We start from the raw sequence: 14,267 nt of genomic DNA on the forward strand, positions 1-14,267 counted from the left end.
CGGTCGGCTCAGATGGCGGGCAGCGTGGGGTGGCCGCTGCCGTCCGGGAAGACACCCTGGTAGATGTCGTTGATGTTCCAGTGCCCGGGTGTGGGCACGGGCTCGTTGACCATGGGCACGTCCAGGACCGCCGGGCGGCGCGCGCCGACGGCCGCGCGCAGCGCCGGCAGCAGTGCCTCCGGCGCGTCGATCCGGTGGCCGTCGGCTCCGCACGCCTCGGCGAAGGCGGCGAAGTCGGGGCTGTAGGGCCGGCCGTCCGGGTCGCGGAACTCGCAGCCGTAGCCCGCGCCGAAGTTGGCTGTCTGCAGGTCGGCGATCGTGCCGTGGGCGCGGTTGTTCATCACCACGAACACGACCGGCAGTCCCTGCTCGACCGCCATCGGGACGGCCGGCAACTGGGCGCTCATGCCGCCGTCGCCGACCAGCGCGACCACGACCCTGCCGGGCGCGCCGATCTGCACGCCGACGGCCGCGGCGGGGCCGAAGCCCATGGTGGACGCGCCGCCGGGGGTGATGAAACGCCCCTCGGCGGGCAGCTCGTAGCACTGGGCCACGCCGTTCTTGTTCCAGCCGACGTCGGTGACCAGCACCGCGTCGGCCGGGAGCGCCTCCCGCAGGTCGGCGAGGATGCGCTCGGGCCGGAGCGGGAAGTCGGCGCCGCGGCCGCGCTCGCGGCTCTGCGCGAACAGATCGGAGCGGGCGGCGCGGATGCGCTCGCGCAGCTCCGGGCGCGCCACGGGCTCGGGCCGGACGGCCCGCACGGCCTCCTCGACCGCCTGGACGGCGAGGGTCACGTCCGCGACGGCGCCGATCTCCACCGGATAGTTGCGGCCGATCTCCGCCGGGTCGATGTCGATCTGGATGAGCCGTCCCGGCGCCGCGCCGTCCGCCGGGACGGCGGCGCCGAGGTTCCAGGTGTGGCGGGGGTCCCACGAGCTGGCGTCGGTCTCGGCGAACCGGGTGGCGAGGGCGAGCACGACGTCGGCCGTGCGGGCGTAGTCGTTGGTGGTGCGCAGCCCCCAGAAGCCCGGCATGCCGAGCAGCAGCGGGTGGTCGTCCGGCACGGTGCCCTTGCCCATCAGCGAGTGGACCATGGGGACGTCGAGGTGTTCGGCGAGGGCGAGCAGGGCGCGGCGGCCGGTCTCGCCGCGCAGACCGCCGCCGAGGTAGATCAGCGGCCGTTCGGCCTCGGCGAGCCGCACGGCGATCCGCTCGGCGACGTCGGCGGGCAGGGCGGGCACCCCCTCGTGCGCCGGGAGCGGGTGCTCGGCCGGGGCGACGGGCCGTGAGAACAGGTCCATCGGCACGTTGAGCAGCACCGCGCCGGGACGTCCGGAGGAGGCCGTCCAGAACGCCCGCTCGGTGAAGCGGGCGAGGTCCTCGGCACGGTGGACGTGCCAGGCGCGCTTGACGAAGGGCCGGTAGACGGCGGTCTGGTCGGCGTCGGCGTGGAGGTTGACCTCCTGGTGCGGGTGCCGGCCGTGGTAGTAGGACGGGACGTCGCCGGCGATGGCGACCAGCGGCACCGAGTCCAGCGCGGCGGTGGCCACGCCGGTGACGGCGTTCATCATGCCCGGCCCGACGTGGACGAGCAGGACGCCGGGCCTGCCGGAGGCGCGGGCGTAGCCGTCGGCGGCGTGCGCCGCGGCCTGCTCGTGGCGCGCGATGACGAAGGTGATGGGGCTGCGGCTCAGCGCGTCCAGCAGGGCGATGTTGGTGTGGCCGCAGGTCCCGAAGACGTACTCCACGCCGTAGCCCTCGAGCTGCCGGACGAGCGCCTCCGCCGCGGACACCGACACGGCGCTGTCGTCACGGGGGTGGACGTCCACGGTCATGAGGCGTTCTCCTCGGTTCGGGGCAGGCTGATCCAGGTCTTGCCGGCGATGCGGGCCGCCCGCGCGAACGCCGCGGGCGCCTCGGCGAGCTCGAAGCGCTCGCGCAGCACCCTGCCGGGGTGCAGGTCGTGCTCGGCGAGCGTCGCGATCGTGCGGGGGAAGTCGGCCGGGTGGTCGTAGATGAGGCAGCCGCGCAGGGTCAGGCGGCGCTGCACGAGAGTGAAGGTGGAGAGGCGGGCGGGACGGCCGCCCTGCCCGACGGCGATGAGGGAGCCGCCGGGGGACGTGCGCTCCAGCGCCCGCTCGAACGCCTCCGGGGCGCCGGAGGTCTCGATCACCACCGGGAAGGTCGTCCCGGACGGCGGTTCGGAGGCGTCCTCGGCCCCGAGCTCCCGTGCCAGCGCCCGGCGCCCGGGGTGGGGCTCGACAACGAAAGGGACTCCCCCGGCATGCGTGACGGCCACCGAGACCAGCAGCCCCTGGGAGCCCGCGCCGACGACCAGGCACCGGTCCCCCGGAGCGAGGCCGCTCATGCGCACGGCGTTCAGCGCCACCGTGAACGGCTCCACGCAGACGACGTCGGTGTCGTCCCAGCCGTCCGGGACGGGCCAGGTGAAGCGGGCCGGGACGGCGACGCGCTCGGCCAGCAGACCAGGCTCGGAGATGCCGGCCGCCCGGCGGTTCCTGCAGCCCGCCGTGGCACCGGTCCGGCACGGCGCGCAACGCAGGCACGGATAGTTGGGTTCGACGACGACGCGCTGCCCGGGGAAACGGTCGGCGACCCGCTCGCCGGCGGCCACGACGACGCCGAACGCCTCGTGCCCGAGCACCCACGGCAGGGCGGGCACCGGGCGGTGGCCGGAGACGACCGCCAGGTCGGAGCCGCACAGCCCGACCCCGTGGACCGCGACGACGACCTCGTCCGGGCCGCAGGCCGGCTCGGGCCGGTCGTCCACGACCTCCACCGTCTCCGGCGCGAGGAGCGCGACCGCCTTCACGCGGCGCCCCACAGCGAGGTGCCGCGAAGCATCAGCGTCTTGACGACGGTGTAGTCCTCGATCATGCAGCGGGGCGACTCGCGCCCGAAGCCGGAGTCCTTGACGCCCCCGAAGGGCACGTGGTCCAGGCGGTAGTTGGACGAGCCGTTGACGACGAGCCCGCCGACCTCCAGCTCGCGCCAGGCCGTGACGATCCGGTCGAGGTCGCGGGTGAACAGGCCCGCCTGGAGGCCGTACCGGCTCTCGTTGCACTGCTCGACGACGCCGTCGAAGTCGTCGAACGGCATGACCGCGACCAGCGCGCCGAAGACCTCCTCGCGCACGAGCGAGGCGCCGGGCGGCGGATCGGCCACGACCGTCGGCAGGGCGGTGGCCCCCTCCCGCCGGCCGCCGAGGAGCACGCGCGCCCCCTGCTCGGCGGCCTCCGCGCTCCAGCGCACCACCCGTTCGGCGGCTTCCTCGTCCACCATGGAGCCGACGTCGGTGCGCGGATCCAGCGGATCGCCCACGGTCAGCGACTTCACCTCGGCGGTGAACCCGTCCAGGAACTCCTCGAAGCGCGAGCGGTGGACGTAGACGCGCTGGACGGAGATGCAGCTCTGGCCGGAGTTGCTGTAGCCGGTGCGGGCGCAGATCCGGGCGGCCCCGGCGATGTCGGCGTCCTCGCACACGATCGTGGCGGCGTTCCCGCCCAGTTCCAGCACCAGGCGCTTGGCCCCGGCCGCCCTGGCGACCGCCGCCCCGGTGGCGGCGCTGCCGGTGAAGCTGATGACGGCGACCTCTTCCGCCGCGCACAGCTCGGCGCCGACCGCGCCGTCCCCGTGCAGCAGCTGGACGGCCTCCACGGGCATGCCCGCCTCGACCAGCAACGCGACGACGGCCGTGGAGACGGCGGGGGCCTGCGGCGGCGCCTTGACGATCGTGGTGTTGCCGGCGGCGAACGAGGCGCCCAGCTTGTGCGCGAGAAGGTTCGCCGGCGCGTTGAAGGGGGTGATGGCGAGCGCCACGCCCGCCGGGGCCCGGTAGGTGAAGGCGGTGTCGGCGACCCCGCGGGCCCACCCGGCGACCGGAAGGGTCTCTCCCCCGATCTGCCGCGCCTCGGCCGCGCAGACGGCGAACGTGTCGGCCACACGGTCGATCTCGCCCCGGCCGTCCTTGACGGGTTTGCCCAGCTCGAGGGCGAGAAGCCGGGCCAGGTCGTCGCGGTTGCCGGTGGCGGCGCGCGAGGCCCGCTCCAGCACGTCCGCCCGCGAGGCGGGCGCCAGCCGCGCCACGGTCCGGGCGTAGGCGCGCGCATGGCCGCGGACGGCGGCGACCTCGGCGGGCCCGGCGGCCGGCGCCCGGCTGACCGTCGTGCGCAGATACGGTCCGACGCGCTCGCTCTGCGGACCGTCCGTACTCCACCGGCCCCCGATGAGGGCCGCCGCCTGTACCGGCCCGCCCTCCACGGCCGCCGCGAGCACCGCTTCCAGCATCCGTTCCTCCTGATCCGCTAAGCGGTCTATTCGTGCCATCATGCGGACTTCGCGTTAACGTAGGGGCCACCGCCGGGTGCCGGCAAGGGCCGCGATGGAGGAACTTGCGCGGCACGACTCGGCCATGGGGACTCCTGCACGGCACTCCACCTCCACCGCTCGTAATGTTCGAACCAGTGAGTTAGTTATAGGTGACCGGGCTCACAAGGGGAAGAGCGCACGGGAAAATCATCGCGAGATGACCCCAGAAAGACCGACTAATGGTCCAACTAGACCGCTATGTGGACTACGTGTAACGTACGAACCGTCCCCCGCCCCAGGGGCGCGGTCTTCGCCGGTTCCGCGTCCCCTCGACGGCGGAAAACCCGGGACACTCGTGCTTCCACCGTCCCGGACCAGAATCGGGGAGAACCAGTGAGCCCAGCGAAGAAGAACGGCGGCGACCAGGCGGCCGACGCCGGGGGCGTCCGCAGCGTCCAGCGCGCCGTCGAGATCATGTCCTTGCTCGGCGAGGAGCGCCCCGTCATCTCGATCCGCGAGATCGTCGAGGCGACCGGCCTGGCGAAGACGACGGTCATCCGGCTCGTCCAGACGCTGGAGCAGAACGGCCTGCTGTGGGCCGCCCCCAACGGCTACCTTCCCGGGCCCGGCCTGTGGCGATGGGCGCACCTCGCGCGCAGCAGCTGGGAGCTGCCGCCGGAGACCCGCAAGTTCATGCGGGACCTCGGCGCCCGCCGCCGCGAGACGGTGAACCTCTACATGGTCCGCGACATCTACCGGGTCTGCGTCGCGCAGCAGGAGAGCCCCCAGCCGCTCCGGCACGTCGTGCACATCGGCGACGAGCTGCCGCTCTGGGCGGGCGCGTCCTCCAAGGTCCTGCTGCGCGACGCCCCCGAGCCCCTCCTGCGACGCGTCGCCGTCGCCTCCCCCTACGGCGAGGGCCACGTCAAGCGGCTGCGGGAGTGGATCGACGAGGCCGCCCACCAGGGCTGGGCCGACAGCCACGGCGAGCGCGAGGACGGCCTGTCCGCCGTCGCCGTCCCCGTCATCGGACGGTCCGGCACGGTCGTCGCCGCCCTGTCGCTCAGCGGTCCCACGGTCCGCTTCCCCGGGGAGATCGTCGAGCAGTACGCCGCGGATCTGCGCCAGGTGGCGAAGGAGATGTCCGAACGCGGTTTCGACCACCCGCTCAGCCCCGCGCGCTGAACCCGCGCGGGGCCGGTTCCAAAGGAGCAACCGCATGCCAGAGCGACCGCTCAGCGGCGTCCGGGTCCTCGACCTGACCAACGTCCTGGCCGGACCGTACTGCAGCTACCAGCTGATGCTGCTCGGCGCCGAGGTCCTCAAGATCGAGGTGCCGGGGCAGGGCGACCTCGCCCGGCACCTCGGTCCGGACGCCGAGCTGAACCGGACCGGCATCGGCGCCTCGTTCCTGGCGCAGAACGCGGGCAAGAAGTCCGTCGAGACCGACCTCAAGGACGCCGCGGGCCGCGCCGAGTTCGAGGACATGGTCCGCGGCGCCGACGTGCTCCTGGAGAACTTCCGCGCCGGCGTCCTGGCGAGGCTCGGCTTCGGCTGGCCGCGGCTGCGCGAGCTGAACCCCCGGCTGGTCTACTGCGCCATCTCCGGCTTCGGGCAGACCGGCCCGATGAGCCAGGCCCCCGCCTACGACCAGATCATCCAGGGCCTCTCCGGGATGATGAGCATCACCGGGACCAGCGACACCGCCCCGCTCCGGATCGGCTTTCCCGTCTGCGACACCGTGGGCGGGCTCACCGCGGCCCTGCACATCTGCGCCGCCCTGGCGGGCCGCGACCGCACCGGAGAGGGAACGTTCCTCGACGTCTCCATGCTGGAGTCGGCGGTGTCCGCCATGGGCTGGGCGATCTCCAACTACCTCGTCAGCGGCGTCCCGCCCGAGCCCATGGGCACCCAGAACGCCACCGCCGCCCCCTCGGGCACCTTCGAGACCTCCGACGGTCCCCTCAACATCGCAGCCAACCGCCAGCGGCAGTTCGAGACACTGTGCGCCCTCATCGACCGGCGCGACCTCCTCGACGACCCGCGCTTCACCGACCGGGAGCAGCGCAAACTGCACCGCGACGAATTGACCGGCGAGCTCAACCTCGCCCTGCGCCGCCGCACCGCCCGCGAATGGGAGGGGATGCTCAGCACGGCCGGCGTCCCCGCCGCCCGCGTCACCACCGTCCCCCAGACGGTCGAACTGGACCAGCTCGACCACCGGGGCTTCTTCACCGAACTCCCGTTCCCCGACGACTCCGGACGCGTGTTCAAGGTCGTCGGCAGCGGCGTCCTGCACGACGGCGAACCGCTGCGCCCCACCGGCCCCCCGCCCCTGCTCGGCGAGCAGAACCCCGAGCGCGGTGCCCTGGCGGGCCGCTGGAACGGCCGGAACGCCGCCACCCCATGACCGACCGTCGAGCGCAGGAGGCTCCCGTGAACGACATCGACCCGACGGGCGCCGTCGCGGAATGGTGGGCGACCGCCATCACCCGCATGGAACCCGGCGTCATCGAACTGCGCGGCCGCCCCGTCCAGGACCTCATCGGCACCACCGGCCTCACCTCCATGATCTGGCTGATGCTGCGCGGCGACCTCCCGGCACCCCGGCAGGCGGCCCTGCTGGAGGCGGCGCTCGTCGCCGCCGTCGACCACGGCCCCCAAGCCCCCTCGATCGCCATCGCCCGCATGGCCGCCACCTGCGGCGTCGGCCTCAACAACGCCGTCGCCAGCGCCGTCAACACCCTCGGCGACACCCACGGCGGCGCGGGCGAACAGTGCGTCCGGCTCCTGGACGACGTCCTGCGGCGCGAGGCCGCCGGCCTCGACCTCCGCACGGCGACCGAGCAGACCATCGCCGCCTGGCCGCGCCACCTCCCGGGATTCGGCCACCGCTTCCATCCCCGCGACCCCCGCCGCGACCCGCTGATCGGCCTGGTCGAGGACGCCGTCCGCGACGGCGTCGTCCCCGGCGACCACCTCCGCGCCGGAACGTCGGTGGAGACCCTCCTCGCCGAGGGCCGCGACAGGCCCGTCCCGATGAACATCGACGGCGCCACCGCCATCATCTACGCCGAACTCGGATTCCCCGCCCCGCTCGCGCGCGGCCTGTTCGTCCTCAGCCGCAGCATCGGCATCCTCGCCCACGCCTGGGAGGAGACCCAGAGCGGCCGGCGCAACAAGGGCCCCATCCCCCGCACGATCCTCCCGGCGCGGCCTGGACGCACTGACACGGCCTGAAAGTCTCTTCAGGCGTTGCCTCCCCATCGGGGCCCGCATACCGGGCGAGAGTCATCTCGGTCTCCTTACGGGAGCCCCGCCCGCGCCCGCACCATCGGCCTGGTCGCGCCTATGTCCCCCGTGCGAGCTACCGGCGAATGTCCTCCGTGCGGGGAAGATCGCGGGGTCGCCGACTCCCTAGCGTTCGTCCTGGCCGAGCCGATCGGTCCGAGGAAGCCCGCGGAAGAAGTCTTGCAGAGGAGCCGGCATGCGGTCGTTGAAGCAACTCCTGCCCGTCGCAGCGGTCGCTTTCGTTGGCGGCCGGGGCCTTATGGCCGTGAAGGACAACGCGCTTCTGAGCCTGGTCCTCGGTGTCGCGACGGCCGCGCTCGCCGTGTTGGTGTACGCCCGGATGGTGCGGTGGTCCGAGCGCCGCGCGCCTGACGAGGTCGCCGCCGAAGGCGCCATCGCCCGTACCGTCCTGGGGACGCTGATCGGGTTCGGGTGGTTCGCGGCCGTCATCGGGAACATCGCCTTCCTCGACGGCTACCGGGTCGACGGCTTCGGGACGGCGACGGGCCCGGTCGGCCTGTTCGGCTTCATGGCCGCCGCCGCCGTGACGGAGGAACTGATGTTCCGCGGCGTCCTGTTCCGGGTCGTCGAGGAGCGCGCCGGCACGTGGACGGCGCTGGCGCTGACCAGCGTGCTGTTCGGCCTGTGGCACATGCTCAACCCGGACGCCACCGTGTGGGGCGCGGTCGCCATCGCGGTCTCGGCCGGCGGAACGCTCGCCGCCGTGTACGCCGCCACCCGCAACCTCTGGGAGCCGATCGGACTGCACTTCGGCTGGAACTTCGCCGAGGCCGGCATCTTCGGCACCGAGGTGTCCGGCAATGGCAGAACGGAAGGGCTTCTGCGAGGCGTGACGTCCGGACCGGACCTGCTCACCGGCGGCCGGTTCGGGCCGGAGGCGAGCCCGTACACGGTCGTGTTCGGCGTGCTGCTGACGATCGCCTTCATGTGGCTGGCCCACAGGCGGGGCAACCTGGTTCCCCGGAGGCCCGGCGCCCGCGGGGCCGCGGCCGCTACCCTCGCCCAGTGATCGATCTGCGGCGGGTCGAGGCCCTGTGGCGGAGTCGGAACGTGATCGTCCGCGATCTCCCGCTCGCGCTCCTGCTCATCGTCATGTCGTTCCTGCCGGTGCTCCGCGGCCATGAGACGCATGTCGGCGAACTTCCGGCCCGTCCCTTCGACGCGCTGGCCATCGCGGCGCTCGCCCTCCACTGCCTCCCGCTCGCGGTGCGCCGGCGGTGGCCGGGCGCGTGCCTCGTCCTGGTGTCGCTCGGATTCGCCGTCGCGGAACTCCGCGGGTACCACATGGTCGCGGGTACCGCATTGCCCATCGCGCTGATGAGCGCCGGCGCCCACCTGGAACGCCACCGGCGTATCACTGTGATCGTCCTGTCCGCCGCGTACGTGCCGCTGGCCGTCGCGCTCCACCGGCTCGGCGGGGCCGAGCATCTGGACGGGTACGTGATCTTCTACCTTGCGCTGGCCGTCGTCTGGGGCATCGGGTCCTGGCTGCGTTCCACCCGCACCGCCGAGGCCGAGCGCCGCCTCCGCATCGCCGAGGCCACCCGTGCCGCCGAACGCACCCGCATCGCCCGCGAGCTCCACGACGTCGTGACCCACCATGTGACGGCGATGGTCGTGCAGGCCGAGGCGGCACGGTACCTGACCGGCGCGCCCGATCGGCTCGACGCGACCCTGAACGCCGTCTCCGACACCGGACGGCGCGCCATCACCGACCTGCGGCACCTGCTCGACCTGCTCAACCCCGACCACGGCACGCCGCCCCGAGACGACGCCGGGACGGAGTCCACCGGCGACCTCCGCACCCTCGTGGAGCAGACGCGCAAGGCCGGGCAACCGGTGGAGTTCACCGAGGAGGGCGAGCCCGCCGAGTCCGCCGGCAGCGCCGAGCTGGTGGCGTACCGGGTCGTCCAGGAGGCCCTGACCAACGCCCTCAAGCACGCCCACGGCAACCGCACTTTCACCCGGGTGCGCTACGGCGAGAAGGAGATCATCGTGCAGGTCGGCACCGACGGTCCCGGAAAGCGGATCGGGACCCCCGGCGGGAGCGGGCGGGGCCTGGCCGGGCTCCGCGACCGGGTCGGCGCTCTCGGCGGCGAGTTCAGCGCGGGCGCGGAGGCCGGCGGCGGTTTCGTCGTGCGGGCGCGCATCCCGACGGGGAGCCCGTCGTGAGCGCACCCGTCCGGGTGCTGGTCTGCGACGACCAGGCGCTGATCCGCACCGGCTTCGCGACGATCATCGATGCCCAGCCCGACCTGGAGGTGGTGGGCGAGTGCGGGAACGGGCGGGCCGGGGTCGACCTCGCCCGCCGCCTGAACCCGGACATGGTGGTGATGGACGTCCGGATGCCGGTGCTCGACGGCATCGGAGCGACGCGCCTGCTGGCCGGCGCCGGGGTCGAGGACCCCGTCAAGGTGCTCGTGGTGACGACGTTCAACCTGGACGAGTACGTGTACGAGGCGCTGCGCGCGGGCGCGAGCGGGTTCCTGCTCAAGGACGCCCCACCGGCGCAGATCCTGCACGGTATCCGCACCGTCGCAGCCGGGGCCGCTCTGCTGGCGCCCGAGGTGACGCGGCAGCTCGTCGGCAGGTACGCGGCGCGGATCCGGCCCGCCCCCGGCACGGCGGACGACGTCGCGCTGACCTCGCGCGAACTGGAGGTGTTGCGCCTCATCGCCGACGGCCTTTCCAACCGCGAGATCGCCGCGACTCTGGTCCTCAGCCAGGAGACCGTCAAGACCTACGTGTCGCGCGTCCTCACCAAACTCGATCTGCGCGACCGCGTGCAGGCCGTCGTCTACGCCTACCGCAACGGCCTGGTCACCTGACCGTCCGCCGCTGGATCGGCTCGGCGCCTGGTCGCCACGGTGTCGTCGGCGCGACAGCGGTTGCGCGGCCATCCGCGAGGGGACGGCTCGACGGGGTGGGGCGCTCGTGGTGTGCCGCTCACCGAGGGGACGCGTCGATCTGTACGCGGTGTCGGTCGTCGGAGAAGAGGAACGCCGCCAGTGCCCGTCCCTGTTCATCGACGCCGGCGCGGTCGTCCCGGGAGAAGCGGCGCAGCGGGGTGACGCTCACGTTGCCGTCCTCGATGCCCCAGGTCGCGGCCACCCGGCCGTCGACCAGGACGACGCGGGCACCGGCGACCGACAGTCCGCGATGGGCGTCGTCGACGATTCGGCTGCGGTCCTGGTAGCCGAGGAGTGCGTTGTCGAAGGCCGGCAGGAAGCGCACGGGGGCGGGGGTGTCGGGATCGGGACGCGGTGCGTCGGGCAGGTCAAGCAGTTCCCGGCCTCGCTCGTCGCGGAAGGCGACCAGCTCCTCGCGTATCGCGGCGACCGCGGCGGGCAGGCCGGCGAGGCCGCACCAGGCGCGCAGGTCGGCCGTGGCGGCGGGTCCGTACGCGGCCAGGTAGCGCCGGACGAGTGTCTCGCCGACCGGATCGGCGCCCTCCCGGGCCGGGGGATCGATCTCGCGCCCCAGCCAGGAGGACAGCGGGACGTTGCGGACCCCCGCCTTCGTGCGCCACATCCCGCGCGGCGGCAGTTGCACCATCGGGACAAGGGCGGAAACCAGCATCTCGCCCAGCGCCCGCGGGCCCGGGTCCGGCCACCGGTCGGCGAGCGCCCGGCCGAGCTCGGGCATCGAGCGGGGCTCGCCGTCGGCCAGCACCGCCCGGCCCTCCGCGGCGAGCTCGTCGAGGTCCACTCCGGCGAGCTCGCCGCGGTAGACCCCGAGCACCCGCTGCCGCAGCATGGGGTCGTGGCGGGCCCGCCAGGCCAGGGCGTCGTCGGCGGTGACGAGGTGGACGGTGCGACGCATGAGATGGGTCCGCACCACGCGCCGCCCCACCAGCAACTCGTCCAGCGTCACCGGGGCGAACGTGCGCAGCCGCGACCAGAGCCCGACGAACGGTGCCTGCGGTTCCTGCGCCTGAAGGCCGCACAGGTGCGCGACGGCGTCGTGGACGGGCAGGTCGGCGCGTTCGAGCAACAGCTGCCGGGCGAGCGTGGCGCGGTTGAGGGCCCGGGTGCCCAACACGGTCGTCGGGCTCATGCCGCGGCGCGGGGGCCGATGAAGGCCGAGACCCGGATCCCTGCCCGGCCCAGATCGGTCGGCATTGCGCACGGGGTCGCCCCCTGCGGGTCTCGGAAGTTCAGGCGGGTCACAGCGTTGACCGACATCCGGCTCCTCGTCTCTCGATCCATCTTGATCGGGCGGTGTCGCTCGGAGACGGCCTGCCCTGATCGATGAACAGAGTCGCAGGGATAGCGGCCAGGGTGTGACCGCTTCCCCGGTTCGTCTGCAGAGCCCCGCGCCGCCGCATGACGTCCTTCATGAAACCGCGGTCCCGGGGCCTCGGCCCCGGGACCAGTTGGGTCCGGTAGGGCCCGGTCGTGACCGACCGGGCCCTACCGGACACGTGGGACCTCGCCCTCCCTGGCCGGCAAGCCCTACACGCTCGGCAGCCGCAGATAGCGAATCGCCTGTTGAGGGGTGAGCGAGGTGGGAAGACCCAGAAGCTGCCGCTGCCAGACGTCCACGTTCTCGCGCCATGTGCGATAGAAGGACAAGCAGCTCATCGGGGAGATCTCCAGGAGCCGCTTCTTCGCCTCGTCGAGGCGTCGCAGGATACGGTCGCGATCTGGAACCGGCTCATCCGTTCCGGGCGCAGTTCCGTGCAGGCGGCCCACCACCTCGTCGATGAAACGCGAGCGTTTCTTGATCGCGTCCATCCAGAAGTAGAGCGTGGAAACATCCGATCCCGAATGGAGCGCCCGGACCAGGCCTTCGGCGATGAGTTCGCCGAACTCCTCCGGTGTGGCGCTCCGGCTGAACGGATCGTACGCCAGCTGACGCAGCCTGCCCGCGACGCCCGCCGAGCGAGCGGCGACCGCATCGTAGATGAACAGCCAGTCCTCATTGTAGATCGCGGGGAAGTACGCTTCCGCGCGACGCGTGTCGACGAGGAGTGCGTTACCCCCGATGAAGGTCGACTGCACTCCCCCGGAAACCCGGCTGGCGTGACACACGACCGAATTATCCGGGAATTCGGGAATCTGGAATCCGACCACCCGATACTGCCCGGTCAGAGCGGCGGCCCGCCTGATCAGGGACGGCTCCATGCCCCGGATGTCGTCGTCGAGGAAGAAGACCGTCCGCCAGCCGCACATGCGGGCCATCAGCAGTCCGATGTTCCTCTTCGTCGCGATGTCCGTATGCTTCTCGATCTCCCGCCGCTCGAAACCGAGCAGCGGGTGACCGTACTCCTGCGAGACTTCCAGATAAAGTGCATTGGAGGGCAGGACACGGCCCATTCTGCCGAGCTCCCGTAGCTGTGCAGACGGGCTGCACAATAGGACGATCGTGCACTCCAGCGCTTTTGCCAAGTCGATCGCCGGCCCCACTGCCAGCGGAGTCATCGTGGGAACCACAATGGCGTCCACCGTTCCGGGGTCCGCCCCGTCAACGACCCTCGATAAGTCTGTTAACAGGTCGATGTGCGAACCTATATGGGACGCCTGGTCAGGTTGATCTGTACTCATCTTTCCTCCGTTTGTGTTCGTTCGCGACCTGGTCACGAACGGTCCGAGATCGAGATTGATCTGGACACTACGTACTGTCCGGGATGGAACCAGCAGGGCAACATGCCCGCCGGAAACGGCGGTGCCGCAGAAATGGGGACCTGCGAGGCCGTCGCATCGGTCAGCGCGCGGAGCGTGCCGCCGGTCGCCGCTCCCGCAGGTGGTGCTGCTGCCGGACTGAAGCGCTGCCTGCTTTCTGCCCGGTCAGCGAGCAGGGCGGCATTGTGCGACTGCCCGGTTGTGGGGCCGTGCCATCAGTGTGGCGCGGGCTATGACAGCAATCCGATCATGCTGAGGACATCAGACGTCGGGCGGACGTCGCCGAAGGTCCGGTAGACGGTGTGCAGGGTGGCGTTGTGGTCCCGGTCGCGGCGTGCCGCGTTCGCGTCGGCGACCATGATGACCCGGTATCCGAGGGTGCTCGCATCGCGTGCAGAGGACTCGCAGCACACGTTGGTGACGGTGCCGGTGATCAGGACGGTGTCGATCTCGCGCTGTTCCAACAGATCCGGAAGCGGACAACGCCCCGGAAAGAAGGCGCTGGCCGCCGACTTCTCCACCAGCAGATCGTCGGCATGGACCACGAAGTCACGCCACAGGCGCTCGGTCATCGGCCCGGTGCCGCCGGAAGTCCGGTACATCTCGGCCGCTTCCGGTCCGAAGAACTCGTCGGCCACCGCGGTGCGCTCGCCCACCGCCGGCAGGACCCAGGCGACCGTACCGTCCGCGGCCCGGAGAGCCTCGGCCAGGCGGTGGATGTTGGGCACGATCCCCCGGCAGTAGGGGTTGTCGGACACGAAGAACGGCACCATGTCGATCACCACCAGGGCCGTACGGGCGGGAACGAGTTCCGTGAACGCGAAACGGCGGCCACGGCGGCGTTCCTGGCGGGCGTACTCCCGGGCCTCGATCCGCCACACGTGCCGCGCCTCGGCCTCTGACGGCACGGCTTCTCCTCGATCTCCAGCACGCGACCCGGAAGGACCACCGGGCGGACCGCCCCGGGCCCGGTCAGGCTCACGGTACCGATCGCGTGCGACC

At 72.2% G+C, this 14,267-nt stretch carries 12 protein-coding genes; 6 read left to right on the forward strand and 6 right to left on the reverse strand.

Translation table 11 applies throughout. The annotated features are described in order from the left end of the window. Nucleotides 1-8: 8 nt before the first annotated feature. From BJ999_RS24625 to BJ999_RS24635, 3 genes are read right to left on the reverse strand one after another with little or no spacing between them, the layout of a single operon-like run. Nucleotides 9-1,835: a thiamine pyrophosphate-binding protein gene (locus BJ999_RS24625; protein ID WP_179835482.1), complete on the reverse strand. Its 1,827-nt coding sequence runs from the start codon at nucleotides 1,833-1,835 to the stop codon at nucleotides 9-11. Then, nucleotides 1,832-2,833: a zinc-dependent alcohol dehydrogenase gene (locus BJ999_RS24630; protein WP_179835483.1), complete on the reverse strand. Its 1,002-nt coding sequence runs from the start codon at nucleotides 2,831-2,833 to the stop codon at nucleotides 1,832-1,834. Before BJ999_RS24630 ends, BJ999_RS24625 begins: the two co-directional genes overlap by 4 nt. Beyond that, nucleotides 2,830-4,308: an aldehyde dehydrogenase family protein gene (locus BJ999_RS24635; protein WP_179835484.1), complete on the reverse strand. Its 1,479-nt coding sequence runs from the start codon at nucleotides 4,306-4,308 to the stop codon at nucleotides 2,830-2,832. The genes BJ999_RS24630 and BJ999_RS24635 overlap by 4 nt, the downstream gene beginning before the upstream one ends. Nucleotides 4,309-4,722: 414 nt before the next feature. Between BJ999_RS24635 and BJ999_RS24640 the strand changes: the two genes are divergently transcribed. From BJ999_RS24640 to BJ999_RS24665, 6 genes are all read left to right on the forward strand, one after another. After that, the gene (locus BJ999_RS24640) at nucleotides 4,723-5,514 is read left to right on the forward strand and encodes an IclR family transcriptional regulator (protein WP_229810375.1); all 792 of its coding nucleotides are present in this window, start codon (nucleotides 4,723-4,725) and stop codon (nucleotides 5,512-5,514) included. Nucleotides 5,515-5,548: 34 nt separating this feature from the next. Continuing rightward, a complete protein-coding gene (locus tag BJ999_RS24645; RefSeq protein ID WP_179835486.1) occupies nucleotides 5,549-6,739 on the forward strand; it encodes a CaiB/BaiF CoA transferase family protein in 1,191 nt (396 codons plus the stop codon). 26 nt (nucleotides 6,740-6,765) lie between these two features. Further along, the gene (locus tag BJ999_RS24650; RefSeq protein ID WP_229810374.1) at nucleotides 6,766-7,569 is read left to right on the forward strand and encodes a citryl-CoA lyase; all 804 of its coding nucleotides are present in this window, start codon (nucleotides 6,766-6,768) and stop codon (nucleotides 7,567-7,569) included. Nucleotides 7,570-7,816: 247 nt separating this feature from the next. Beyond that, on the forward strand, nucleotides 7,817-8,650 hold the full coding sequence (locus tag BJ999_RS24655; RefSeq protein WP_179835488.1) for a CPBP family intramembrane glutamic endopeptidase: 834 nt from the start codon (nucleotides 7,817-7,819) through the stop codon (nucleotides 8,648-8,650). Further along, nucleotides 8,647-9,813: a sensor histidine kinase gene (locus BJ999_RS24660; RefSeq protein WP_179835489.1), complete on the forward strand. Its 1,167-nt coding sequence runs from the start codon at nucleotides 8,647-8,649 to the stop codon at nucleotides 9,811-9,813. The genes BJ999_RS24655 and BJ999_RS24660 overlap by 4 nt, the downstream gene beginning before the upstream one ends. Continuing rightward, nucleotides 9,810-10,469, forward strand: a complete 660-nt coding sequence (locus BJ999_RS24665; RefSeq protein ID WP_179835490.1) for a response regulator — start codon at nucleotides 9,810-9,812, stop codon at nucleotides 10,467-10,469. Before BJ999_RS24660 ends, BJ999_RS24665 begins: the two co-directional genes overlap by 4 nt. 118 nt (nucleotides 10,470-10,587) lie before the next feature. Here the strand turns inward: BJ999_RS24665 and BJ999_RS24670 are convergent, their stop codons facing one another. From BJ999_RS24670 to BJ999_RS24680, 3 genes are all read right to left on the reverse strand, one after another. Then, nucleotides 10,588-11,697, reverse strand: coding sequence for a winged helix DNA-binding domain-containing protein (locus BJ999_RS24670; protein WP_179835491.1), 1,110 nt, complete (start codon nucleotides 11,695-11,697; stop codon nucleotides 10,588-10,590). Nucleotides 11,698-12,095: 398 nt separating this feature from the next. Beyond that, nucleotides 12,096-13,088, reverse strand: coding sequence for a hypothetical protein (locus tag BJ999_RS24675; RefSeq protein WP_179835492.1), 993 nt, complete (start codon nucleotides 13,086-13,088; stop codon nucleotides 12,096-12,098). 407 nt (nucleotides 13,089-13,495) lie between these two features. Continuing rightward, nucleotides 13,496-14,146: a cysteine hydrolase family protein gene (locus BJ999_RS24680; RefSeq protein WP_218935205.1), complete on the reverse strand. Its 651-nt coding sequence runs from the start codon at nucleotides 14,144-14,146 to the stop codon at nucleotides 13,496-13,498. Nucleotides 14,147-14,267: the final 121 nt, after the last annotated feature.

The sequence above is a fragment of the Actinomadura citrea genome, assembly GCF_013409045.1.
Classification (GTDB): Bacteria; Actinomycetota; Actinomycetes; order Streptosporangiales; family Streptosporangiaceae; genus Spirillospora; species Spirillospora citrea.